At 31.6% G+C, this 26,444-nt stretch carries 23 protein-coding genes; 17 read left to right on the top strand and 6 right to left on the bottom strand.

The annotated features are described in order from the left end of the window. Positions 1-147: 147 nt before the first annotated feature. On the bottom strand, positions 148-2,973 hold the full coding sequence (locus JM82_RS05185; protein ID WP_145001670.1) for a M16 family metallopeptidase: 2,826 nt from the start codon (positions 2,971-2,973) through the stop codon (positions 148-150). 124 nt (positions 2,974-3,097) lie between these two features. On the opposite strand from JM82_RS05185, the gene hpf reads away from it, so the two are divergent. After that, on the top strand, positions 3,098-3,400 hold the full coding sequence (hpf, locus tag JM82_RS05180) for a ribosome hibernation-promoting factor, HPF/YfiA family (RefSeq protein ID WP_028282178.1): 303 nt from the start codon (positions 3,098-3,100) through the stop codon (positions 3,398-3,400). Between the two features lie 63 nt (positions 3,401-3,463). On the opposite strand, the gene JM82_RS05175 is transcribed toward hpf, so the two are convergent. Both JM82_RS05175 and JM82_RS05170 read right to left on the bottom strand, forming a co-directional pair. Further along, entirely contained in the window at positions 3,464-4,582 is a 1,119-nt protein-coding gene (locus JM82_RS05175; protein ID WP_145001669.1) for a DEAD/DEAH box helicase, read from the bottom strand. Between the two features lie 86 nt (positions 4,583-4,668). After that, positions 4,669-6,222 carry a DEAD/DEAH box helicase gene (locus tag JM82_RS05170; protein WP_145001668.1) on the bottom strand — a complete coding sequence of 518 codons (1,554 nt, stop codon included), beginning with the start codon at positions 6,220-6,222 and terminating at the stop codon, positions 4,669-4,671. A 109-nt stretch (positions 6,223-6,331) separates the two neighbouring features. On the opposite strand from JM82_RS05170, the gene JM82_RS05165 reads away from it, so the two are divergent. The 11 genes from JM82_RS05165 to JM82_RS05115 all read left to right on the top strand — a co-directional run bounded on the left by JM82_RS05165 (position 6,332) and on the right by JM82_RS05115 (position 18,542). Beyond that, entirely contained in the window at positions 6,332-7,144 is an 813-nt protein-coding gene (locus tag JM82_RS05165; RefSeq protein ID WP_145001667.1) for a DUF1853 family protein, read from the top strand. Between the two features lie 152 nt (positions 7,145-7,296). Continuing rightward, complete coding sequence (locus tag JM82_RS05160) at positions 7,297-7,788, top strand: hypothetical protein (protein ID WP_261375319.1); 492 nt, start codon at positions 7,297-7,299, stop codon at positions 7,786-7,788. Then, positions 7,785-8,231: a hypothetical protein gene (locus JM82_RS05155; RefSeq protein ID WP_145001666.1), complete on the top strand. Its 447-nt coding sequence runs from the start codon at positions 7,785-7,787 to the stop codon at positions 8,229-8,231. Before JM82_RS05160 ends, JM82_RS05155 begins: the two co-directional genes overlap by 4 nt. A gap of 109 nt (positions 8,232-8,340) precedes the next feature. Next, positions 8,341-9,003, top strand: coding sequence for a hypothetical protein (locus tag JM82_RS05150; RefSeq protein ID WP_145001665.1), 663 nt, complete (start codon positions 8,341-8,343; stop codon positions 9,001-9,003). Between the two features lie 153 nt (positions 9,004-9,156). Then, positions 9,157-11,463, top strand: a complete 2,307-nt coding sequence (locus JM82_RS05145) for a DNA topoisomerase 3 (RefSeq protein ID WP_145001664.1) — start codon at positions 9,157-9,159, stop codon at positions 11,461-11,463. Beyond that, positions 11,453-12,040, top strand: a complete 588-nt coding sequence (locus JM82_RS05140) for a pseudouridine synthase (protein WP_145001663.1) — start codon at positions 11,453-11,455, stop codon at positions 12,038-12,040. The genes JM82_RS05145 and JM82_RS05140 overlap by 11 nt, the downstream gene beginning before the upstream one ends. 73 nt (positions 12,041-12,113) lie before the next feature. Beyond that, the gene (locus JM82_RS05135; protein ID WP_145001662.1) at positions 12,114-13,358 is read left to right on the top strand and encodes a mechanosensitive ion channel family protein; all 1,245 of its coding nucleotides are present in this window, start codon (positions 12,114-12,116) and stop codon (positions 13,356-13,358) included. A gap of 95 nt (positions 13,359-13,453) precedes the next feature. Further along, complete coding sequence (locus JM82_RS05130) at positions 13,454-14,140, top strand: TetR/AcrR family transcriptional regulator (RefSeq protein WP_145001661.1); 687 nt, start codon at positions 13,454-13,456, stop codon at positions 14,138-14,140. Next, a complete protein-coding gene (locus JM82_RS05125; RefSeq protein ID WP_145001660.1) occupies positions 14,133-15,800 on the top strand; it encodes a peptidase domain-containing ABC transporter in 1,668 nt (555 codons plus the stop codon). The genes JM82_RS05130 and JM82_RS05125 overlap by 8 nt, the downstream gene beginning before the upstream one ends. Before the next feature lies 1 nt (position 15,801). After that, positions 15,802-17,157, top strand: a complete 1,356-nt coding sequence (locus tag JM82_RS05120) for an HlyD family secretion protein (RefSeq protein WP_145001659.1) — start codon at positions 15,802-15,804, stop codon at positions 17,155-17,157. Between the two features lie 2 nt (positions 17,158-17,159). Then, a complete protein-coding gene (locus tag JM82_RS05115; RefSeq protein WP_145001658.1) occupies positions 17,160-18,542 on the top strand; it encodes a TolC family protein in 1,383 nt (460 codons plus the stop codon). Between the two features lies 1 nt (position 18,543). On the opposite strand, the gene JM82_RS05110 is transcribed toward JM82_RS05115, so the two are convergent. Beyond that, entirely contained in the window at positions 18,544-19,308 is a 765-nt protein-coding gene (locus JM82_RS05110; protein ID WP_145001657.1) for a hypothetical protein, read from the bottom strand. 63 nt (positions 19,309-19,371) lie between these two features. Next, positions 19,372-21,348, bottom strand: a complete 1,977-nt coding sequence (locus tag JM82_RS05105; RefSeq protein WP_145006618.1) for a thiamine pyrophosphate-dependent enzyme — start codon at positions 21,346-21,348, stop codon at positions 19,372-19,374. Between the two features lie 155 nt (positions 21,349-21,503). On the opposite strand from JM82_RS05105, the gene JM82_RS05100 reads away from it, so the two are divergent. The 5 genes from JM82_RS05100 to JM82_RS05080 all read left to right on the top strand — a co-directional run bounded on the left by JM82_RS05100 (position 21,504) and on the right by JM82_RS05080 (position 25,508). Then, positions 21,504-22,451, top strand: a complete 948-nt coding sequence (locus tag JM82_RS05100) for an isopenicillin N synthase family dioxygenase (RefSeq protein ID WP_145001656.1) — start codon at positions 21,504-21,506, stop codon at positions 22,449-22,451. Between the two features lie 73 nt (positions 22,452-22,524). Next, a complete protein-coding gene (locus JM82_RS05095) occupies positions 22,525-22,851 on the top strand; it encodes a translation initiation factor (RefSeq protein WP_145001655.1) in 327 nt (108 codons plus the stop codon). Between the two features lies 1 nt (position 22,852). After that, positions 22,853-23,782 carry a DUF1835 domain-containing protein gene (locus JM82_RS05090; RefSeq protein WP_145001654.1) on the top strand — a complete coding sequence of 310 codons (930 nt, stop codon included), beginning with the start codon at positions 22,853-22,855 and terminating at the stop codon, positions 23,780-23,782. After that, a complete protein-coding gene (locus JM82_RS05085) occupies positions 23,783-24,652 on the top strand; it encodes a nucleoside phosphorylase (RefSeq protein ID WP_145001653.1) in 870 nt (289 codons plus the stop codon). 1 nt (position 24,653) lies between these two features. Next, entirely contained in the window at positions 24,654-25,508 is an 855-nt protein-coding gene (locus JM82_RS05080; protein ID WP_145001652.1) for a substrate-binding domain-containing protein, read from the top strand. Positions 25,509-25,685: 177 nt separating this feature from the next. On the opposite strand, the gene ung is transcribed toward JM82_RS05080, so the two are convergent. Next, complete coding sequence (ung, locus tag JM82_RS05075) at positions 25,686-26,351, bottom strand: uracil-DNA glycosylase (RefSeq protein WP_145001651.1); 666 nt, start codon at positions 26,349-26,351, stop codon at positions 25,686-25,688. Between the last annotated feature and the right edge of the window lie 93 nt (positions 26,352-26,444).

Genomic DNA, 26,444 nt, shown 5'->3' with positions numbered 1-26,444 from the left:
TATACTACAAAGATGGATATAAACACTACTAAATCCATTATACAATTATCTTAGACCTTTACAATATTTACATATACAGTAATTGTAAAGCATAAAAAAAAGCACAATGATTACATTGTGCTTTTAAGAACTATATATAGTGAGTGGTTATATTTTGTTTCCGTATATATCTAATTGCACCACAGGTTTAGCTAATTTTTTAACTTCCTCAAATTGAGTAGCTTTGTCACCAACTACTAGATATACCATTTCAGACTCGTTTAAATATTGGTCTATAATTGCTTGGTAGTTTTCCAGATTCATAGATAATAATTCGTCTTGATCTGTGTCTAAAAAATTGTCGTCTTTATTGTATTTACTAATACGTCTTAAAATACCTAATTGTGCACCTAAACTTTCATAAGCTCTAGTATTACCTTTAAGAATTTTGTTTTTGGTTAACTCGACTTCAGTGTCTGTGAAGCTTTGTTTATAGTCTTTAACCATGTTTTTAATGATTTCTAGAGACTTTAAAGTTGCATTGGCACGAACACTTGATCTAATAGCAAAAGGACTAACAGCTTCACGATTTGTAATACCAGAATACGCACCATAAGTATAACCCTTACCTATCCTTAGGGTTTGAAATAAGCGACCACTTGATCCACCACCTAAGATTTCGTTTGCAAAATCAAGATTGTTAGCGTTTTCGTCTTTTCCAGATAACGCTAATTTACCAATATATAATACCGATTGTTTAGCATCAGGAACGTCTACAAAATATAGTGTTCCGCCTGTATTAGTTGATTGAACCGCTAATGTTGGTACATTTATAGTCTCTCCTTCCCATGCTTTTAAAGGACTTAAAGCAGCTATGGTTTGCGTTTTGTTAATCGCTCCAGCAATATGGAATGATGCCTTTTTAGGAGATAAATTTTTATAATAAGCTTTTAAATCCTCCATTGTAATGTCCTTGGTACTTTGTAAGGTTCCAGAACTATTAATTCCAAAACGGTTATCCTTACCATACATTAATTGGTCAAATACATTAGATGCAATTGCATTTGGGTTAGCTTCGCTACCCTTTAAACTGGTTTCTAATGCTTGTTTTAATCTACTAAACTCACTAGCATCCCAACGAGGTTCTAAAATAATCTCTTTAACTAGTTTTATAGTTTCGTCTAAATTTTTAGTTAAACACGATCCCGTAATATGAAAATCCTCATTTGCACTATACATATTAATATTAGCACCTAATAAACCAATAGCCTCTTCTAAATCCGCAGCAGTTTTTGTTTTTGTCCCTTGCATCATCAAATCGCTAAATAAATTAGACACACCTTCTTTTCCTTTTGGATCTAATAATTGTCCACCAGGAATTGTAATATCAAACTGCACTAAAGGTACTTCGTTATTTTCTATACCATATAAAGCCATTCCGTTTTCTAACTCACCTTTCCAAATTGCAGGTGCTTTAAATACCGGAAGTTTACCAAAATCAGGTTCGCTTCTATCAAATTTACTAGGTGTTTTCTCGTAAACCGCTTCTTCACCTTGACTCACCTCTTCGTTAGCGACGTCTTGTTTAACCTCTTCAATCCAAACCGTTGCTTCTTTACTTTCAGCTACAGCTAAATCTAATTGCCCTTTAGGTACAACGCTAGTCATTACAGCATGTTTACCTTTTAAGTAAGTATTGTACACACGCATAATATCTGCTTCTGTAACAGCATTAGTTAATTTGGCACGTTCTGTAATAAAACTAGGATCACCATTAAACTCGTTATCCTGAACTAATTGAAATGCTTTATTTAACGCAGTACTTACACCTTGATATAAATCTGTTTCTAATTGAGCTTTAATGCGTTTTAAATCTGCCGAATTAACTCCTGTAGTTTCAAAGCGTTTTAAACCATCGTCAATAGCAGACTTAACTTGATCTAAATCTGTTCCTGCATTAGCACGTACTCTAAAAACAAACTCGCCTGCTAATTCACTACTATTTTGGTAAGTGCCAACGTTAGGTGCTAATTTTTGTTCTTGAACAATCACATTATATAAAGGTGATTTTTTGCTTCCGCTAAGTAATTGACCTAAAATATCCAAAGCATAAGTGTCTTCATGATAGTTTTTAAATGTAGGATACACTAGTCTTATTTCTGGTAGTTTAGCAAAATTGTCTTCAAAGTATAACGACTTAGTTTCGTTTAATACAACAGGTTCAAAATTTTGCTCTTCAACTTCTGGTCCACTTGGTATTTCGCCAAACCATTGTTCTACTAATTTTTTAGTTTCAGCAACATCAATATCTCCAGCAATAACTAAAGATGCATTTTTTGCACCATAATATTGTTGGTAAAAGGCTTTAACATCATCGATAGTTGCTGCTTGTAAATCTGGTAAGGCACCAATAACTGTCCAACTGTAAGGATGTCCTTCAGGATATAGGTTTTTTCTAATAATTTCATCTGTATAACCATAAGCTGCATTATCAACACGTTGGCGTTTTTCGTTTTTAACCACTTGCTTTTCGCGCTCTAAAGCAGCTTCTGTCACAGTGTTAATCATATAACCAAAACGATCTGAATCAATCCACATGATTTTTTCAAAGGCGTCTTTTGGAACAACTTCATAATACACAGTATAATCATTAGAAGTTCCACCATTACGACTTCCTCCCCATTCTGGTATCATTTTACGATTGGCTCCAACAGGAACATTCTCTGAGTCGTTAAAAGACATATGTTCAAAAAAGTGAGCAAATCCTGTTTTTCCTGGTTTTTCTCGGTTAGAACCTACATGCATTAAGGTAGCAACAGCTACAATTGGGTCAGAATGGTCTTCATGAAGGATTACTTCCAAACCATTTTTTAGAGTGAATTTTTCATAATTGATTTTAAAATCTTCGGTTTTTGTAGTTTCAGTGGTACCTGAATCTTTGCAAGAGATTACTGTTAAGGACATTAGCAGTAAAGCAATTTTAATTGTACGCATTATTTAAAGTTTTTTTGATTGTGGTTTAAAGATAATCAATAATTTTTTGTCTTAAATTTTTAATAAATTAAATGGAAATGAAATTGAATTTAATTATCTTTAAGTAATCTTAAAATCTAAATATATGGATATCAATTTTGAATATGACAAGGTAAAAGCAAGTGAGGCTTTAGAGGAATTTACCACTGAAAAAATCCAAAAACTTTTTAATAAATATGAATTTATAGTACGTGCTGATGTATTTTTTAAATTAGAAAATACTAATGATGATAAATCTGGTAAAATTGCAGGTATTAGACTTAGTGCTCCTGGTCCTAGATTATTTGCTGAAGAAAGCAAAGAGACTTTACACAAAAGTGTTAGTGAAGTTGTCAATCAATTAGAAAGACAATTAGCCAAACGTAAAGGAAAAATGAATACGCATTAATTAATGCTAAAATGTATATACAAAAAAAGCGACTTAATTAAGTCGCTTTTTTTAATTTTATAATTAAACAGATAGTTGTTTAAATTTAATACCTAATGTGGTTTCTACTTTTTTAAGATCACTATGCTCATTACCTAAAATTAATGCAATAGATTCTCCTTTTTTACCAGCACGTGCTGTACGACCACTTCTGTGTGTATAATATTCAGTATGTTCTGGTAATTGATGATGAATTACAAATGCTAAATCATTAACATCAATACCTCTAGCAGATACATCTGTAGAAATTAATAATTGTAAGGTTGTATTTTTAAAAGCACGCATGACTTTATCACGCTCTTTTTGTTGCATGTCACCTTCCAAAGCACCAACGTTAAATCCTTCGGTTTCTAATTGATGTCTTAGTGCTTGTGCACCAGCTTTTGTTTTTGTAAAAATTATTCCACGTTGGTTTTCTCTGTCTTCTAAAAGTCTAATTAATGTAGACGATTTTTCGTGCAACGTCGTTTCAACAAAATAATGAGATATGTTTTGGTTTACTACACTACTTCTATCTATCTCTAATCGTATAGCTTCGTCAGCTATGTAACGCTTAACAATATCTTTTAAATCGTTAGACATTGTAGCACTAAATAACCATGTGTTTTTTTGACCTGTAACGCCTTTTAAAATAGTCGTTAAATCATTTTTAAAACCCATGCTTAGCATTTCATCTGCTTCGTCTAAAACAATTGTTTTAACTTGAGATAAATCTACAGCCTCACGCGTCATTAAATCTACTAATCGACCTGGAGTAGCCACTATAATGTGTGTGGTTCTAGCAACGTTACGTAACTGAATGTCTATTTTTTCGCCACCATATACACCTTCCAAAAATATTTTAGAGTTGTTATACTTGGTGAATTTAAATAGTTGTTTTTTAATTTGCTGAACCAATTCTCTAGTAGGCGCAATTATTAACGCTTGGACTGCATCTTTTTTAGGATTAATTTTATGTAGTAATGGCAGTCCAAAAGCAGCTGTCTTACCTGTTCCTGTTTGTGCTAAACCAATAAAATCGGTTGATGATTTTAATAACATAGGAATCGCTTGTGCCTGAATTTCGGTTGGCGATTTAATCCCTAATTCCTTAAGAGATTTTATATAGTTTTTATCTAAACCAAGGTCTTTAAAAGTCATAATTAAATAGTAATTAGTCTGTGTTATTAATATGTTTTTACAAAAGTAAGCAACTGCAAACTGCGACTGAATACTGTTACATTTAAGATTTAATCTTCTGGTGGAAAACCATTGATTTCTTCAAAAATCTCATCAAAATTAGTACGTAAATAGGCGTTTAATTTTTTACGATAATCGTCTTTTAACCATTCTACAAAGTTAAACGTGCTTTTACTTATACACTTAGTATATCTAGAAATACGGTAATCTATATCGTCACCCAATAATTTAGCTAAAGCTAATGCATCCCATAAATCCTCACTATTTTCTGTACAAATATGTGCATGATGTTGGATGGAGCGCTCTAATACAACTTTAGAGCTTTCTCCTGCTCTAATACTATCAATGTAGCATTTTTTAATATCAAAATACACATGGTCAGATTTTTTAAATTGCTCGCGCAAATCTTCTGGCATTTCATATCTAAAATTGTTTTCAAGTTCTTCATCACTTAAAATACCATCTAAATAATAATTTGGAGAACGGAAAATTTTATGCCAATCTAAATCACTTCCCCAAGGTCCAAATCTGTGTAAATTGTTACCTAAATCGATAACTATAAACTTATTTTTGTTTTTTAATATACGTGATCCACGACCAATCATTTGATAGTACAATGTTAAGGACTTGGTTGCTCTGTTAAGCATGATACAATCTACTGTTGGCTCATCAAAACCAGTGGTTAAGATACTTACAGAAGTTAAGATGGCATCAGGCGTTTCTTTAAACCATTTTAAGATGGCTTTACGCTCTTTTTTAGTATTGTTATTATCTAAATGTGCTACTGGATATCCAGCACGTCTAAAGGTATCATATACGTGTAATGAGGTATTAATACCATTATTAAATATTAATGTTTTTTTACCTTTACAACGCTCTTCATAAGCTTGTATCAGCTTAGTTAGCATATCAGTATTGGTATATAAATCTTCTGATGATTTTACGGTATAATCACCATTAGCTCCAACCACTAAAGAGGTTAATCCAACGTTGTATGAAAATATTTCGGCACGCGCTAAAAATTCGTTTTCAATTAATGATTGGATGGTTTCTCCAACGATTAGCTCGTTATAATTATCCTTCATTGGAAGGTTAATATTGCTACTTAAAGGTGTCGCAGTTACACCAAGAATAAACGATTTTTCAAAAAACTTAAATAACTTAGTAAAACTATTGTAATGTGCCTCATCAATAATTACTAGTCCAATGTCTGAAATATCTAGCTTATTATCTGTTAAACGATTATTAAGTGTCTCAACCATTGCTACAAAGCAATTAAAATCACCTTGATCACTTAAATCTGCTTTACTATCTACAATTTTATTACTTACACCAAATTCTGAAAGCATATTTGATGTTTGCTTACATAATTCTATCCTATGTGTCATTACTAACACTTGTTTTTTGTGGTGTTTTAAGTATTGTCTTACAATTTCAGAGAAAATAACCGTTTTTCCACCACCTGTAGGTAGTTGATATAATAGATGATAATCTTCAGGCGCTTCTTCAAAACATTTAAAAATCTTATCGATTGCTCCTTTTTGGTAACTATAAAGACTTTTTCCTTCTGTACGTTCTTGTAATTCTAGAGTTTTAGTAGACATTAATTAATTGCAATTTTTAAATTTTAAGATGTGCAAAAATACAACGATTTAAAGGGTTTCAACGACTATTCTTCAAAAAAAATTATTATACCTATTTTTACATAACAATATGAGCGATAAAACCGATAATTTTCAGGCCCAATTTAGTGGCTTTTTTAATACACCACATTTATTTTTTTCTGAAATAAATACTATGCAACCTTTTGTTAAGCAATTAGATAGGCCTTTTGTTTTTAATAGAAAGGTTAGACCTAATATTAGGTTAGGACAACGTGTAGAACAATTTGTGTTTGAGGAGTTAAAGCAATTTGATGACATTTCTGTTTTGTCAGAAAACATCCAAATACAGGAAAATGTGAACCAGACTATTGGCGAATTGGACTGCTTAATATTAAATAATTCGGAACCAATTCATTTAGAAATTCAATTTAAATACTATCTATATGATGCCAGTTTAGGGAGCACTGAAATAGACTGTTTAATTGGACCTATGCGTCGAGATAGTTTAATTGAAAAATTAAATAAACTTAAATTAAAACAACTACCACTACTATATAATACTGCTACAAAACCTTACTTAGATAAATTACAATTAGATGTCGATTCCATAAAACAGCAAATATATTTTAAGGCGCAAATTTTTGTACCTTATGGAAGTAACATTACTTTTAAAACGTTAAACAATAACTGTATTTATGGCTTTTATTTTAAGTATAAAGATCTAATGCTGTTTAAGGATTGTAAATTTTATAAGCCTCAAAAAACCGATTGGTTATTAGACGTGAATAGTCATGTTAATTGGTTGACTCTAGATCAAATAAAGCCACAATTAACCATATATCAATCCGAAAAATATTCACCTTTACTATGGCTAAAGTTTCCTAACGGTCAAATAACAAAATGCTTTGTGGTCGCATGGTAATTTAATTTATTAGAGTAGTTTTGTAGCCTTAAATCTTTTTCCCTAACTAATATTAGTAATTAATTCGGTTTCTTATTTTTTTGAAAACACACAAATACATCAGACTTTTAACAGTTGCTCTGTTATTACTTATTCAGATTATTTTTTTATCCATGATAATTAAAGAACAATACACAGCAAATAATGTATTAATTAGCACTGCAATTATAGTAGTTATCCTATCTACCTTTTTTGGTTATCGCTATTTAGATTTACATCATCATAAGTATAATTATGAGAGGTTGTCTGTTGTAATTTGGGTTCCTATAGGTGCATTATTGTGTTATATAATTAATATATATCTTGGTTTGGGTAGTGTATTGGCAGCAGGAATTATTGGTGTTTTAGCCTCATTTGTACCAAAAATAAATAGCCAATCTAATTATCTAAAAAAACTACCAACAGTAATATATTGTGGTGCTTTTGTTGGTATGTCTAGCGCACAAATAACACCATCTATAAGTTTTGTAATTGCTGCAGGTTGCATTACTGGATTGTTATATATGCTGTCTAAAAACTTGTTTCTTGGAATTGGAGGTAAACTTGGTGCTTTAGCTTTTGCAGGTGTCATTATTGTATCATTAATACACTGGTTATATTTATGAATATTATACCTATAATATTAGCTAGTGTTTTAGGAGCTACTGTAACGTTTTACGTAAGTGAACAGTTAAAACAAGGTCCAGTCAGGGCGTCTGCCTTACTATCTTTAACAATTGGTTTGTTTTTTTACTGCTTTCCTAATGTATTAAATGTGTATCTCACTCAAAATATTCCGTTAGTATTTATTGGAGCCTCATTTATTGGAATGGCTTCTCCAAAAGGTAAAAACAACTATTTGTTGTTAGCTTTTGCTGGCCTTTTATTTAGTATAGTTTACATAAATAAAAGCGCTTTTTTTAAAGGTTATGGTGGTGCTTTAGGCACATTAGCTTTTATTGCATTAATAACAACACTGTTTTTTGCACATTTGCTTACTCATAAATCTAAAATGCTTTCTAGATTTAAATGGATGAAAAATAAAGTGTTTAACAATGAAAATAATTAATTGTTTTACGTAATCTTCATAACTTTTTATTAATCACGCGCACTTATTAAATAGTCTTTTAATTTTATTACATTGTAGGTCTTTAATGTTTTAATTGAAATTTTAAAAAATGAAAAAACTAGTATTCTTTACTCTTTCCTTACTGCTGCTAGCATCATGTAAAACAAATCAAAACGGAAGTAGCGAAACAACACAAGTTACCTATCGAAAATCCCGTTTATACGATCAGGAAAATAATAGAATAAGTCAATCTAAATTTTACAATCAACTATTAAAAAATCAAGATTTATCATGGGCTTATGTGTCTAATAAAACAAAATTTGATAAACGATTAGTAGCTGGTCAAAAACATGGTGTAATATCAGATAAAGCAACTATAATAAAACAATTAAACAATAAATTAGATATTAATATTGCTAGCGACAAACCTATTGTAATTATTTATTATCCAGGAAAAGATCCTTGCAATTCTAGTGGGTCAGCAACAAAACAAACAAGAGTAAAAGCACAACAAGATTTTGAGGTTAAATTATACAATTTAGTACAAATCAAACCTATTTATCTATATAAAAGTATAGACGGATTATCAAATAATTATGATCTATCTAAATGGCATCAAGATCCAGATGGTTTAATAGAATCTTTATTTTTTGAATACCATTATCCTTGCTCTAGCTATTTAGTCATTTCAAAAGATGGCGAATTTACTAGTAAGTTTGGAGAGTCTAATTATTCTGAAATTTTAGCAACAACCAAAAGGCTTAATCAATAGTTAATAACTACTAACAAAACCCTTTTATTTAGTTAACTTATTCACTTATTTTGCGACTTTAAAAACTAAAAATTAAAGCCTAATTTTGACGCTTTAATATATTAGCGCAACAAACTAATCCTTTGCGCTTTAATAACTAATAGACCTTATAAAATGAAAGTCTGTATTGCCGAAAAACCATCTGTAGCTAGAGAAATAGCTCAAGTATTAGGTGCCAACTCTAAACGTGATGGTTATTATGAAGGTAATGGCTATGCAGTAACCTATACTTTTGGTCACCTTTGTACCTTAAAAGAACCAAATGATTATAAACCTTATTGGAAAAGTTGGGATTTAAACAACTTACCAATGCTACCAGAAAAATTTGAAACTAAAGTCACCAAAGATTCTGGGATACAAAAGCAATTTAAAATTGTTAAAAGCCTTTTTGACAAAGCAGATGTGGTAATAAATTGTGGTGATGCAGGAACAGAAGGAGAATTAATCCAACGTTGGGTTATTGATCAAGCTAAGTATAAAGGCGAAGTACAGCGTTTATGGATTAGCTCTCTAACGACCGAAGCAATAAAAGAAGGTTTTGAAAAACTAGAACCAAGCAAAAAATACGATAATCTATATTATGCAGGTTTTTCGCGTGCTATTGGAGACTGGCTACTTGGTATGAATGCTACAAGACTATATACGGTTAAATATGGTGGCTACAAGCAAGTATTAAGTGTAGGACGTGTGCAAACACCAACTTTAGCAATGGTTGTAAACCGTTGGAAAGAAATTGAAAACTTTAAGCCTCAACCCTATTGGGAACTGCAAACCATGTATCGCGATACCTTGTTTAGCTATGAGGAAGGTCGTTTTTTAAAAATGGAAGATGGAGAAAAGTTAGCTAATATTGTAAAAGCACATGACTTTCAAATCGTCTCTATTACCAAGAAAAAAGGTAATGAATATGCGCCAAAATTATTTGACTTAACAGGATTACAAGTGTACTGTAATACCAAATTTGGATTTTCTGCAGACGAAACCCTTAAAATTGTACAAAAACTGTATGAAATGAAGGTGGTTACCTATCCTAGAGTAGATACAACCTACTTACCCAACGATATTTATCCAAAAGTACCAGGTATTTTAAAAAACCTAACACAATACGCGACTTTAACAGCTCCTGTTTTAGCTAAAAAAATTAAAAAATCTAAAAAAGTTTTTGATGATGCTAAGGTTACAGATCACCATGCCATAATCCCTACTGGTGTACAAAGTAATTTACAATATAATCAACAACAGGTATATGATATTATTACACGACGTTTTATTGCTGTGTTTTACGACGATTGTAAAGTGGCTAACACCACAGTCATAGGAAAAGCCGAAACCGTAAACTTTAAAACCACTGGTAAAGAAATCCTTGAAAAAGGATGGCGTGTTGTATTTGAAACAAAAAATAGCACAACAAAAGAGCAAGGTTTATTACCTACTTTTGTTAAAGGTGAAAAAGGACCACATGAACCAAGTTTTTTAGAAAAGCAAACCAAACCACCTAATCAGTTTACAGAGGCAACACTACTTCGTGCTATGGAAACTGCAGGTAAGCAAGTGGACGATGACGAGTTGCGTGATTTAATGAAAGAAAATGGTATTGGTAGACCATCCACACGAGCAAATATTATTGAAACACTGTTTAGACGTAAGTACATAAAACGAAATAAAAAACAAGTATTACCAACCGTTACAGGCATCCAATTAATAGATATTATTAGTAATGATTTGCTTAAATCTGCCGAGTTGACTGGTCTTTGGGAAAAACAATTAAAGGATATTGAAAAAGGCGAATATTCGGCTGCTGCTTTTATTAAAAACATGAAGCATATGGTAGATCAATTAGTCTATGAAGTGCGAAGCGAAAAACTTGAAGCTAAAATAAGCTACACTAACAATAAATCAGAAAAATCCACCAAATCAAAATCTAAAACCAAAACTGGTACTAAAGGTATTGTTGGTAAAGCCTGTCCTAAATGCAAACAAGGACAAATTTTAAAAGGAAAAAAGGCTTATGGGTGTACCAATTATGGTAAAACATGTGATTTTGTATTACCTTTTAGTTTTGGTGAAAAGAATATATCCGAAAACCAATACAAACGTTTATTGGACAAAGGATCTACCGTTAATTTAAAAGGTTTTAAAGTCGAAGGTGCAACTGTTGAAGGTTTGTTGCGTTTTGATGACAATTTTAAACTTAAATTAGAACCTAAGCAAAAAAAGTCTGCTAAAGCAAGTTCAAATTCCGAAACTAATCTGTGTCCAAAATGTAAAAAAGGAACGATTATTAAAGGAAAAACAGCTTATGGTTGTAGTGATTATAAATCGGGCTGTGATTTTAGATTTAGTTATGATTTAATTCGCGAAAAAGCTAATGGACAACAACTTACAAAGGATTTAGTTTTCAAAATTTTATATGGACACTAAGCATAGACACTTTAAAATATACAAACCTTATAGAATGCTAAGTCAGTTTTCTAGCAATGCTGCTAAAGAACAGAAAAAGCGATTTTTAGGAGAATTGGGTGATTTTCCGGAAGGCATTATGCCTATTGGTCGTTTGGACGAAAAAAGTGAAGGTCTACTCCTACTTACCACAGACGGTAAACTAAGTGACCATATTAACCAATCCGGAATTGAAAAAGAATACTATGCGTTAGTAGATGGCGACATTTCCGCGAAAGCGATACAACAATTATCCGAAGGTGTAGAAATAGGATTTAACGGTAAAAAATATATTACAAAACCTTGTAAAGTCACAAAATTAAAAGAATTACCTGATTTACCGGAACGTTCCAAAAAAATAAGAGATGCTAGACATGGTCCAACATCATGGGTGTCAGTAACTTTAACGGAAGGAAAATTTAGACAAGTCCGCAAAATGACTAGTGCTGTAAATTGTCCAACCCTACGTTTGGTGCGTGTTAGAGTCGGAAATATCACTCTTGACAATATGCAAGTTGCAGATGTTTTGGCTATTAAAAATCTAAACCAACTACTTTAACGTATCTTTAGTTTTTATAGCAAGAGTAATTGTTAAAAACATAGTACTTTTGTTTTAAATATTAACATATTTCATGATACAATACGCACATTTTTTTTACGATTATTTTAGAGATTTAGGACTAACTAGAGTTACATCTAAGTACTTAAATATGTTGGTGTTATTGATTTTAACACTAATCTTTATTTTAATTTTAGATCTATTAGTTAGAAAGGTTTTAAGGTTGATTTCGGCTAAAATTGCATCACGAACAAAATCAAATTTTGACGACTTATTAATTACTAATCGTGTCCCTAGAAATATAGCGCATATTCCAGCTTTATATACTGCAATAAAAAGTATTCCGTTAGTATTTAATGATTTTGCTAATCTGCATTTGCTTTTTGAAAAATGTATGCAAGTGGCAGGAATTGTTTTAGGGCTTTGGATTGTAAGAAGTATACTTAATACTTTAAAAAATTACTTTAAAACTTTACCTAGTTTAAGGGATAAACCAATAGATAGTTACATACAAGTTTTTATGATATTTGCATGGATACTTGGTGCTGGATTGGCTATGGCTGTTCTGGTTGGAGGAGATTCTCTATGGAAGTTTATCACTGGTTTTGGTGCTGCTACTGCTATTATATTATTAATATTTAAGGATACCATTTTAGGTTTTGTAGCAAGTATACAAGTGTCTATAAATGATATGGTTCGTATTGGTGACTGGATTACTTTTGAAAAATTTGGTGCAGATGGAGATGTTATTGAAATTAATTTAGCAACGGTTAAGGTTCAAAATTTTGATAACACTATTACCACTATACCAACGTATGCTTTAATATCAGACTCGTTTAAAAACTGGAGAGGAATGACAAACTCTGATGGTAGACGTATCAAACGACACATGTTAATCAAGCAAACGTCTATCAAATATTTAAACAATGAAGATATTGAACGTTTAAAAGAGATTGAAATCATATCCACTTATCTAAGTACCATGCAAGACAAGATTAATAATTTTAATACATCTCATGGTATAGATAAATCTTCATTAATTAATGGTCGCAATATGACCAATATTGGTGTTTTTAGAAAATTTATACAGACGTATTTAGAGCAGCATTCTGCTATTAATAATAACATGTTATTAATGGCAAGACAATTACAACCTACCTCTCAAGGTGTGCCTCTAGAGATTTACTGTTTTAGTAAAGATAAACGTTGGGAAAGTTATGAGTATGTTATGAGCGACCTTTTTGACCACTTCCTTGCTGCTGTACCTTACTTTGATTTAGAACTTTTTGAATTGCCTAGCAACAGTACTTTTAAGTAAATTACTTTTATAATTTTTAGAAAAAGTTAATAAATAGTTAATGTGATTTCATTTGTAATAGTATTACTATTATCTTTGCAATCAAATAATTATTTATGCATAGTTTACTTTCAAATCTAAAAATTAATATAAACGATAAAATTTACCTTAAAGATCCAGAATCTTCTGATTTAGGTAAACGTATTGTTGAAAACAGTATCCAACTAATTGATGAGATTGGATTTGATTTATTTACGTTTAAAAAATTAGGTACTAAAATTGGCTCTAACGAGAGTAGCATTTATCGTTATTTTGAAAGCAAACACAAACTACTAATCTACCTTACCTCTTGGTATTGGAGCTGGTTAGAATATCAATTGGTTTTTGCTACTAACAGTATTGCAAATCCAAAACAAAAAATTGAAAAAGCTATTGAGGTCCTTGCACAATCAGCAACTTTAGACTCTAATTTCTCTCATATCGATGAGGTACTTTTAAAACGTATTGTAATTAACGAATACTCTAAATCATACCTAACTAAAGAGGTCGATAACGAAAATAAGGAAGGTTACTTTCTAGTATACAAAAGACTGGTTACACGACTACATGATATGGTATTAACCATTGATAAGGATTATTCGTATGCCTTTAGTTTATCAAGTACTGTTATTGATGGTGCATTGCATCAGCATTTTTTAAAAGACCATTTTACTACTATATCTGATCTTAAAAAATCAGACGATCCAACTAACTATTTTAAAGATTTAGTTTTCAAAACCCTTAACATCTCAACAAATGAGTAAAAAAATATTAACCGCTTGGCAACGCTTTATTAGCCTACTTAAATTAGACAAAAAAGACGTCAGACAAGTCTTTTTCTATGCCATTTTTGCAGGATTAGTAAACTTATCGTTACCGCTTGGAATACAAGCTATTATTAATTTATTACAGGCAGCTCAAGTTAGCACATCATGGATAGTATTAGTCGTATTAGTGACTTTAGGTGTTGTTTTTGTTGGTGTACTACAATTAATGCAAATAAGAATTATAGAAAATATTCAACAAAAAATTTTTACAAGAGCGTCTTTTGAGTTTGCTTACCGTTTTCCTAAAATGAAAATGAGCGAATTAAATGGTTATTACCCACCAGAATTAGCTAATCGTTTTTTTGACACAATAAATGTGCAAAAAGGTATTGCCAAAGTAATGATAGACTTTCCTGCTGCAGTTTTACAAATTGTATTTGGATTAATGTTATTATCCTTTTACCATCCCTTTTTTATAATTTATGGTGCTTTATTATTAATCCTAATTTATGTAGTATTTAAATTTACTGCAGAAAAAGGGTTAAGAACAAGTATTGATGAATCTAATCATAAATACAAAGTAGCGCATTGGCTTCAAGAGATTGCTAGATCTATTGTAAGCTTTAAATTATCAGGAAAAACAAGCTTAGCACTTAATAAAAATGACAAATTAGTTACTAATTATTTAGAAGCTCGTGAGAGTCATTTTAAGATATTGGTCATACAATTCATTCAGTTAATTGGATTTAAAGTTCTAGTAACTGCAGGATTATTAATGATTGGTGGTGCTTTAGTACTTAACCAACAAATGAATATTGGTCAATTTGTTGCTGCTGAAATTATTATCCTATTAGTTATTAATTCTGTTGAAAAACTAATATTAGGACTAGAAACCTTTTATGATGTTTTGACTTCTATTGAAAAATTAGGTAAAGTCGTTGATAAAGAATTAGAACCTCAGGATGGCGAAATTTTAAATGTAAAACATAATGACTTTAATATAGAATTAGATAATGTGTCTTACAGTGTTAAGGACAGAAAAAAGCCAATTTTGCAAGATGTTTCTCTAAAAATTAATGCAAAAGACCGCATCTTAATCCAAGGTAATAGTGGTTCTGGTAAATCTAGTTTGTTAAAATTAATAGCTGGAGTAATTAGTCCAACAAATGGAAGCGTTTATGTCTGTGATAAATCGCTGACTAGTTTAAATATTAATAGTTACAGACAACATATTGGTCAAACTTTAGTAGAAGAAACACCTTTTGAAGGTACACTTTTACAAAACATTACGTTTGGAGATACAGACATTACAAGTCAGCAATTAGATTGGGCTATTCAAAATGTAGGATTAAAAGATTTTGTAAAACAGTTACCTAATGGTTTAAATACAATGATTTATCCAGAAGGTAAAGGCGTATCCTTTACCATATCTAAAAAAATTATGTTAGCTAGAAGCATCGTTAAAAACCCTAAATTACTAATGCTAAAAGAGCCTCTTGATCAATTTGAAGCTAAAGAAGCACAACAACTAGTCAATTTTTTAAGTCAACCAGAACATCCTTGGACACTTATAGTAGTTAGTCAAAATAACATTTGGCATTCTAAATTAGACAAAGTTATCATTTTAGAAAAAGGTCAAATAATTAACACAAAATAGCATGTTAAATATTTCAACAAATAGCGTCAATAAAAATGTTGACATCAGTCGATATACTTCGGTGCAAAGAGCATTAACCAGAAGACATTACAAGCATTTTAATCGTTTACTTATCATTTTTGGAGTAATTGGTATCATTATTTTGTTTCTTCCTTGGACCCAAAATATAACAGCCTCAGGTTTAGTTACCACTTTAACGCCTGACCAGCGTCCTCAAACCATACAATCACCTATTCCTGGACGTATTGAAAAATGGTTTGTTAAAGAAGGGGACTTTGTAGCTAAAGGTGATACGATTTTATTTATTTCGGAAATAAAAAATGAATATTTTGATCCTAACTTGGTTGAAAGAACAAGTCAGCAAATAAAAGCTAAATCATCGTCAGTACAATCTTATGTTGGTAAAGTCAATGCTTTAAACAACCAAATATCGGCTTTAGCCAATGAAAGAAAATTAAAACTTGAACAAGCCGAAAACAAGTTGTTACAATCTAAATTAAAAGTAAAAAGTGATAGTATAGATTTTGAAGCTTCTAAAACCAATTTAGGCATCGCACAAAAGCAATTTGAACGTACACAGCAATTGCAAACCGAAGGTTTAAAAGCAGTTACAGACGTAGAAGAAAAACGTTTAAAATTGCAAGAAACTCAGGCAAAATTAATTTCGCAAGAAAACAAATATCTAGCTGCTCAAAACGAGATTATTAACGCTAAAGTAGAGTTAAATCGTATTAGTGCTGAGTATTCTGATAAAATATCAAAAGCACAAAGCGATAAATTTACTGCAGAATCAAGCGGTTTTGATGCAGAAGCACAAGTCACAAAATTAGAAAACGATTTTACTAATTACTCGATGCGTAATGATATGTATTACATTAAAGCTCCTCAAGATGGCTACATAAACAAAGCTATTAAAGCTGGTATTGGTGAAACATTTAAAGAAGGCGAACAATTGGTAGGTATATCTCCTTCAAATTTTGATATTGCTATTGAGACGTTTATAAACCCAATAGATTTACCTTTAGTACACGAAGGCGAAGTTTTTAGGGTTCAGTTTGACGGTTGGCCTGCAATTATATTTAGTGGTTGGCCTAACGTGTCCTACGGAACATATGGTGCGAAAGTAGTAGCAATAGAGCGTTTTATAAGTCCTAACGGGAAATTTAGAGTGCTTTTAGCTCCTGTTGAAAACGAGCATAAATGGCCTGAAGCTATTCGCGTTGGTTCTGGTGCCAGAGCTATTGGATTATTAGAAGATGTGCCAATTTGGTTTGAATTATGGAGGCAATTAAATGGCTTCCCTCCTAACTATTATCAACCAACTGATAATAAAACAGCAAAAGCAGACAAAAAATAAATATGAAAAAAGTTATTTTATACATAACAATTATTATCCCATTTGTACTGCAGTCTCAAACGTTGGATAGTTTAAGTTATACCGAATTTTTAGGCTATGTTAAGCAATATCATCCTGTTGCTAAACAAGCCGATTTATTACTTGAAAGTGGTCAAGCTTCTTTAATGAAAGCACGAGGTGGTTTTGACCCAAAGCTTGAAGCCGATTTTAATGAAAAAGATTATAAAAACACCGAGTATTATGAGCGTTTAAATGCAACATTTAAAGTCCCAACTTGGTACGGAATAGAACTTAAAGCTAACTTTGAGGAAAACACAGGTTATTATCTAAACCCAGAAAATACAGTCCCTGAAGATGGATTATTTAGCGCAGGAATTGGATTTTCTTTAGGACAAGGGTTATTGATAAACAAGAGAATGGCTGACGTTAAAAAAGCTAAGTTTTTTAAAGAGCAAACTCAAGCAGAACGTAATTTACAAGTAAATCAAGTCCTTTATGACGCATCAATAGCTTATTTTGATTGGTTACAAACTTATAATGAAACTAAAATTTACGAGCGTTTTTTAGCTAATGCTAGCATAAGATTTAATGGTGTGCGTTCAAGCGTTTTAGCAGGAGACAAAGCAGGTATTGATAGTTTAGAAGCTGGTATTGTAGTTAAAAACAGAATGCTTGAACTTGAACAAGCAAAAGTAAAATTATTAAAATCGCGTTTGGAGGCTTCTAACTTTATTTGGTTAAACAATACGCCTGTTGATATTAATCAAACCGTAAGTCCTATCAATACTTTAGAAGAAGATGTTGACCTAGTTTTAGGTATCAACACTATCCAAAGTTACAATTTAGATAATCATCCAAAATTATTAGCTTTAGCAAGTAAAATAGATGGTTTAGATGTAGATAGACGATTAAAAGCGAATAAACTTTTACCAGTTATTGATGCTCAATATAATTTTTTGTCAGAAACTCCAGATCAAGTAAATACGTTTAATGCTGCATCATATAAAGCAACGATAAATGTTGCATTTCCTTTATTTTTAAGAAAGGAACGTGGTGATTTAAAATTATCTAAACTAAAATTACAAGATGCCCAATTTACATTTGCAGACACCCAACTTCAGATAAAAAATAAAATTGAAGCTATTACGCAAGAATTAGAGTCTTACAAGACTCAAAACCAATTAATTAAAACAATAGTTGCAGATTACAAAACGTTGCTTAGCGCAGAAGAACGTAAATTTAGCTTTGGTGAAAGTTCAGTGTTTTTAATAAATAGTAGAGAAAATAAATTGATTGAATCTCAAGTAAAAGCAATACAATTAAACAATAAATTTTATGCTACAAAAGCTAAATTATTTAATAGTTTAGGTCTAGTACCTAATTAAGTTATTCGTCATTTTTTGGATTTGGATCAGCTTCAGATTTGTCTTCTACCTGAGATTTTAACTTAAGCACACTACCCTCTTCTTTAACAACAACAATGGATGCTTTAACACCTGTTGCCAGATTCCATTGGTTTGAAACAATAACATTCCCATCTTTATCCAATACCTGAAACTCTGCTGTATTTGGTCCAGAAGTCCCTTGGTTTAAAGCCTGGAAGTCTATTTTATTAATACCTTCATCTAAAGATATTAATAAGCCATTAAACCCTGAAGTTAATGTCACACTTGGTACCATAATATCATCATTTAAAAAGACACGTATAGCATCGCCATCAGGATATTGATGATCTCTGTAGATTATGTTAACGACTTTAGCTGTTGTTTTATACTCTCCTAAAAATTGATTAACTAAGCTTCCATTATTAGATTTTTCGTCGTCTTCCTTAAACTTAAGTTGTTTTTTTAATTGCTTATTAAACAATTCTGCTGGATTTCTAAAGTTATTATCCTCTTCAATCATCGAGAACTCTTTTTTAGGTTTAACAGCAGTTTGCACCTCCTTAGGCGCAATAATTTCATTGTTATTTGCAGCATCAGGTTTGACCGTTTCTGCTTCTGGAGCAGGCTCTATAATTAATTCTGGATCATCTTTAGGGTCTTCAGATTCTATTGCAGGAATGGCAAAACCATTACTCTCACTATCTATTTGGGCATAACCGAATAGTGAGATGCTAAAAAGAATAAAAAAAGAAATGTAAAATTTCATGGTATTATTATCTATTATTAGTCGAAAATAAACCAAAAATCATACCTAAATGCTAAAAATATATTAATACTCTAATAATTTTAGTAATTCACCTTCAAATTTATCTCTAGAAAGGTATTGATCTTCTAATTGATTTATAAATGGTATTGGTGTATCTAAACTAGCGACTCGCTTAACAGGAGCGTCTAATTGCTCAAAACAATGCTCCATTATTAATGCAGATATATCACTTGCTATTCCTCCAAATAACGAGTCTTCTTGTAATATAATAGCTCTACCTGTCTTTTTAACTGACGCGTAAATAGTATCAGTATCTAAAGGTTGTAAAGTTCTTAAATCAATAACATCTGCTTTGATATTTGGATGTTTTTCTAGTGTATTTAAAGCCCAATGTACTGCTGCACCATAAGCTATTACAGTAACATCGTTTCCTGATTGTAAGGTTGCAGCTTTACCAAACGGAATTGTAAAATAATCGGTTGGAACCTGTTGTCTAATACTTCTATATAATGCTTTATGTTCAAAAAACAAGACAGGATTTGGATCGTTAATGGCTGTAGCTAAAAGTCCTTTAGCATCATACGGAAACGCTGGATACACCACTTTTAAACCAGGTGTTTTTGTAAACCAAGCTTCATTTGTTTGACTATGAAATGGTCCTGCTGCAACGCCTGCGCCACATGGCATTCTTAAAACTACATCTGCATTTTGGTTCCAACGGTAATGTGATTTTGCTAAATAATTAACTACAGGATTAAAACCTGAGGTCACAAAGTCACTAAACTGTAACTCCACCACACTTTTAATTCCCGCAATACTTAAGCCCATTGCAGTTTCGATAATAGCAGATTCACAAATTGGAGTATTACGTACTCTGTCTTTTCCAAATTGCGCTACAAAACCATCAGTTATTTTAAAAACACCACCATATTCGGCAACATCTTGACCCATAATTACTAAATCATCGTGACGCTCCATGGATTGTTTTAATCCTTCAGATATAGCATCAATTAATCGTAATTCTTCAGTATTACTGTTTTCTTTAAATTCTTGATATTCAAAGTTTTGAAACACATCATTTAATTCATCACTTTCAATAGGTGTGATTGGAGTTTCCGCGTAAGCGATATCTAAATTATCATTAATTTCTTTAATTATTTCTTCTTTTAAATCCGCAATAATTGTGTCATTTAAAAGCGCTTGTTGTACTAAATACTCTTCAAAATTCTGGATAGGATCTTTAGCTGCCCATTGATCCATTAAGTCTTGTGGCACATATTTGGTACCACTAGCCTCCTCGTGTCCACGCATTCTAAAAGTTTTAAACTCGATTAAAACAGGACGCGGATTTTTACGCATACTTGTTACAATATCATTTAATTTTGTGTAAACTTCTAAGATATTATTACCATCAATTATATGGCTTTCCATACCGTAACCAATAGCTCTGTCTGCTAAATCTTTACAATTATATTGCTCTGTAGTTGGTGTGGATAAACCGTATCCATTATTTTCTATACAAAACAATACTGGTAATTGCCATACAGAAGCTACGTTTAACGCTTCGTGTATATCTCCTTCACTTGTTCCGCCTTCTCCTGTAAATACAGCAGTAACTTGATTTTTATTTTTAAGTTTTGATGCTAATGCAATCCCATCTGCAACGCCAAATTGAGGTCCTAAATGGCTAATCATTCCCACTATATTAAATTCTTGTGTTCCAAAATGAAAGCTTCTGTCACGACCTTTAGTAAAACCATTAGCTTTTCCTTGCCACTGTGAAAATAATCTGTGTAATGGAATGTCTCTAGTCGTAAAAACACCTAAATTCCTGTGCATTGGTAAGATGTATTCTTCCTGATCCAAAACCGAGGTTACGCCAACAGATATAGCTTCTTGACCAATACCAGAAAACCATTTACTAACCTTACCTTGACGTAATAAAATTAGCATTTTTTCTTCTATTAATCTTGGTTTTAGCATACGCTTATAAAGGTTTAAAAGCGTAGTGTTATCTAGAGTTTTTTTATCAAAAGTCATTATGGTTTTTTCTAATACTGCTGTTTTCATAAATAGCGTTTGTCAAATATAGAATAATTGCTTAAAAATAAATGAGCACTTTAAAAAAAATATGACTACCATTTTTCCAATGTTTTCGCTACATTTGTATATATTACACTTATAAAATAATAAAGATGAATAGCATACCTAGCGTTAATTTAAAGGATTTTACATCTGGAGATCCTGTTAGAAAACAAAAATTTGTTGCTGAGATAGGGAAAGCCTATGAAGAAATTGGGTTTGTAGCCTTAAAAGGGCATTTACTTGATGAAGCCTTAGTTGACGATTTATATAAAGAAATAAAAAACTTTTTCTCTTTACCATTAGAGACCAAACACAACTACGAAATCCCTGGAATTGGAGGACAACGTGGTTACGTGTCTTTTGGAAAAGAAAGTGCAAAAGGTAAAAAAGAAGGTGATTTAAAAGAGTTTTGGCATTTTGGACAATATGTTGAAGATGATGCTGAACGTGCAAAGGAATATCCTGAAAATGTTACGGTTAATGAGTTGGCTCATTTTAATGAAGTCGGTAAAAAAGCCTACCAAAAATTAGAAGAAACTGCTAAATACGTGTTACGTGCTTTAGCGTTATACTTAGGTTTAGAAGAAACGTATTTTGATAATTATATCCACAACGGAAACTCAATTTTACGACCTATCCACTATCCTCCTATTACACAAGAGCCTGATAATGCTGTACGTGCTGCTGCACATGGTGATATTAATTTAATCACATTATTAATGGGTGCACAAGGTCGTGGATTACAAGTGCAAAACCATAAAGGTGAATGGATTGATGCTATTGCAGAACCAGACGAATTAATGATTAATGTTGGTGATATGTTATCTAGACATACCAACAACAAATTAAAATCTACAATACACCGAGTAATTAATCCACCAAGAGAACTTTGGGGAACTTCACGTTATTCAATTCCTTTTTTCATGCATCCTATTAGCGAAATGAAACTAGATGTTTTAGATAGTTGTGTAGATGATGCTAATCCAAAACAATTTGAAGATATTACTGCTGGAGAATTTTTAGACGAACGTTTAAGAGAACTTGGGCTTAAAAAATAAGTTAACAGGCATTAGACTTTAGTTAATAATCATTGACTAAAGTCTACATATCTGTAAACGGAATACTACTACAATGGATTTAAAAGATCAATTAAAAAATCTTTTTCCAGATCACGTGTCGGAAAATATCGAAGAACAAGAAGACATTAGTGATATCTGGCTACAAGATGACCCAATACTTTGTAAATACGAAAAACGTAAAGGGAAACCTATTACAATTTTGGAAGGGTATACTGGAGTTACAGAAGATTTTAAACTTTTGGCCAAAGAGCTAAAACAAACTTTAAGTGTTGGTGGAAGTTTTAAAGATGATAAAATTATTATCCAAGGTGATTATCGCGATAAAATAATGGCTATTCTTAAAGATAAAGGTTTTAATGTTAAACGAGTTGGAGGTTAAAATGAGTCAAACTAGTCTACATATCACCAATGGATCTAATGTTACAGATGTCCTTAAAAAATTAAATTTTGAAGGCGACATGTTGACTTGGCACGAAATGCTGTGTGAAGGTCCTACCCTAAAAGACTTTGACACACCTAATTTTTTTGAAATTAGACAAACGTTTCTAGAAAACACCTATGATGTCGAGTATGATGTAGATAGAATCAAGACTGAGTTTAATAAACTAAACGATGTCTCTAACTACAGCCAAATTATTTTATGGTTTGAATATGACTTATTTTGTCATATTAACTTAATAGCTGCTATTAGTTTAATTAAACAAAAAGGAATAAAGTTACCTTTATATTTAGTTTGTAGCGGTCGTATTGAAGGCGAAAAAGACTTAAAAGGACTTGCACAATTATCTGAAAAACAACTATTAAAAGAGTTTGAAAACAAAATCAAATTAAATGTTGATGATATTGCAACTGCACAAAAAGCATGGCGAATATATTGTGAAGAAGACCATAATTTATTAAAAGAGTTAATTGTTAGACCTTCTAGTTTTAAATATTTAAGCAATTGCTTAAAAGCACATTTACGTCGTTTTCCGGATACAAGAAGCGGTTTAAATACCTTAGAGTACAATACTTTAAAATTAATCAAAGAATACAAAATTAAATCACGCCATCACCTACTTGGATACTGTATACATTATCAAGGCTATTATGGTTTTGGAGATTTACAATTAGAACGCATGATTGATAGGTTACACCTATTTTATGATGAAACTGAAGAGACATTGATACTTAATAGAAATGGGCATTTAGCATTAGAGCATCAAAAAAACTTCTTTAAAATAATTGATACCAATTTTAGATTTGGAGGCGTTAATAAAGCGGACTACCAATACAATAAAACAGAAAATAAATTAATACATACCATATAAATGGCTATACAAGAATCAGAATTAATTTTAAATCCTGATGGTAGTGTTTACCATCTTAATTTAAAACCAGAACATATTGCAGATACGATTATTACTGTAGGTGATCCTGATCGTGTTTCTGGAGTAACAAAATACTTTGATTCGGTTGAGTTTACAACCCGTAAAAGAGAGTTTCATACTCAAACAGGAATGTACAAAGGTAAACGTATAACCGTTATATCAACTGGAATTGGAACTGATAATATCGATATTGTGTTTAATGAATTAGATGCTTTGGTTAATATAGATTTAAAAACCAGAACCATAAATAAAACGCACAAGTCTTTAGATATAATTCGTATTGGCACCTCTGGTTCTATTCAAAAAGACATTGCTATTGATACCTTTGTAATAAGCGAAAAAGCTTGTGGATTTGATAGTCTACTTCATTTTTATAATAGTAAACACATACAACAAACTGATGTAGCAGATGCCTTAGTTGCGCATACAAATTGGGCTTCGGAAAAATCAAAACCCTATATCGTAGCAGTAGATAAAGACTTAGCTGCAAAATTAGAATCTGATCAAACCACTAAAGGCTTTACAGCAACAAATGTTGGTTTTTATGGACCACAAGGTCGTGTATTAAGATTATCCATTCAGGATAACGATTTAAACGATAAACTTGCTAGTTTTAATTTTAACAATCAACCTATAACTAATTTAGAAATGGAAACTGCCGGAATTTACGGTTTATCTAAATTATTGGGTCATCGTGCTGTATCCATGAATGCTATTATAGCCAATCGTGCTACTGGAGAATTTAGTAAAGATCCTAAAAAAATAGTAGATCAGTTAATTACATATACGTTAGATAAAATAGTTAGTTAAGATGAAACAAATTAATATTGGTGGTGTACCAGAACATTTTAATCTAGCTTGGTATTTAGGTTTAAAAAATGGCGAATTTAAAGAGCAAGATATCAACTTACGTTGGAAAGACTATTTTGGAGGCACTGGAGCCATGTGTAAAGGCTTAAGAGATGGTGACATCGATATGGCAGTAATCCTAACAGAAGGGATTATTAAAGATATTATTGATGGTAATAAGTCTAAAATTGTACAAGTTTTTGTAAAAACACCATTAATATGGGGAATTCATGTTGCTGCAAACACTGACTATAATAAGATTGAAGATTTAAAAGGAACCAAAGCTGCTATAAGCAGATATGGTTCTGGATCGCATTTAATGGCATACATTAATGCAGAAAATAACGGTTGGGATTTAGAAAAAGATTTAGATTTTGAAGTTATAAAAAACCTTGAAGGTGCTGTTGAGGGACTAACCCAAGGTAAAGCAGATTACTTTATGTGGGAAAAATTTACCACAAAACCATTAGTAGATAATGGTACATTTAGACGTGTTGACAACTGTCCTTCACCTTGGCCTTGTTTTGTTATAGCTGTTAGAGAAGAATTTTTGAAAACCAATAAAGACGATGTGAAGGCTATTTTAGACATTGTTAATGCTACAACCCAAGAGTTTAAAGATATACCAAGTATTGATCGTATGATTGCAAACCGCTACGAGCAGGAATTGGAAGACGTGCAAGAATGGTTAGGCTTAACAGAATGGTCGCAAGAAAATATTTCTAAAAAAACAGTACAAAAAGTACAAGACGAATTGTTTGCATTAAATATTATTCCTGAAAAATGGAAGTATGAAGATTTAGTCGCAGATGTATAAATTATAAAAACGCCTCATTTAAAATGAGGCGTTTTTATTTATACTTTATCTCAAAGACATTAGCACAATCTTACACAGCTCCTCACTTTAGCCAAAGAGAGGTGGTTTTATGAAATAAAATCGGAGTGTTTGACATACAACGCGAAGCAGTTTCAAAAAACTACAACAATTATAAATCTACCAATTTATCAAATCTAACCCATCAGATATTAACAAACTGTTAGTCTGACTAAAATGTTTATTTCCAAACCAATACCCACGATTAGCACTTAATGGTGATGGATGTCCAGAGGTTAATATATGATGTTTTGTACCATCTATTAACTTCGCTTTTTTCTTAGCAAATCCTCCCCAAAGTAAAAACACAACATTTTCTTTTTGCTTGCTAATAGTTTTTATTACAGCATCTGTAAAGGTTTCCCAACCTTTGTTTTGATGGCTACCTGCTTCATGTGCTCTAACGGTTAATGTGGCATTTAGCAAAAACACGCCTTGTTTAGCCCAAGGCTCTAAATTTCCGCTTGACGGATAAGGTTTACCTAAATCTGTTTCAATTTCTTTAAAAATGTTTACTAAAGATGGTGGATGTTTTACATCATCTTTAACACTAAACGACAATCCGTTAGCTTGGTTGTAATTGTGGTAAGGATCTTGACCAATAATAACGACTTTTAAAGCCTTTAAAGTACAGGTGTTAAAAGCATTAAATATTAAATCTTCTGGTGGAAAACAAGTTTCAGTTTTATATTGATTGTCTACAAATTGAGTTAAATCTTTAAAATAAGGTTTATCAAATTCGGTTTGTAAATAATTTTTCCAACTTTCATGGATAGCGACGTTCATATGTTGTTTATTTTTGTAGCGTTGACTTGTAATAGTATGCTAAAAATAATACTATCTTTAATAACACTAAACCAATATTCAAAATATTAAATA

This window comes from Olleya sp. Hel_I_94 (assembly GCF_007827365.1).
Taxonomy (GTDB): domain Bacteria; phylum Bacteroidota; class Bacteroidia; order Flavobacteriales; family Flavobacteriaceae; genus Olleya.
The sequence above is the reverse complement of the archived record's forward strand: the minus strand, read 5'-3'. Positions and strand labels throughout refer to the sequence as shown.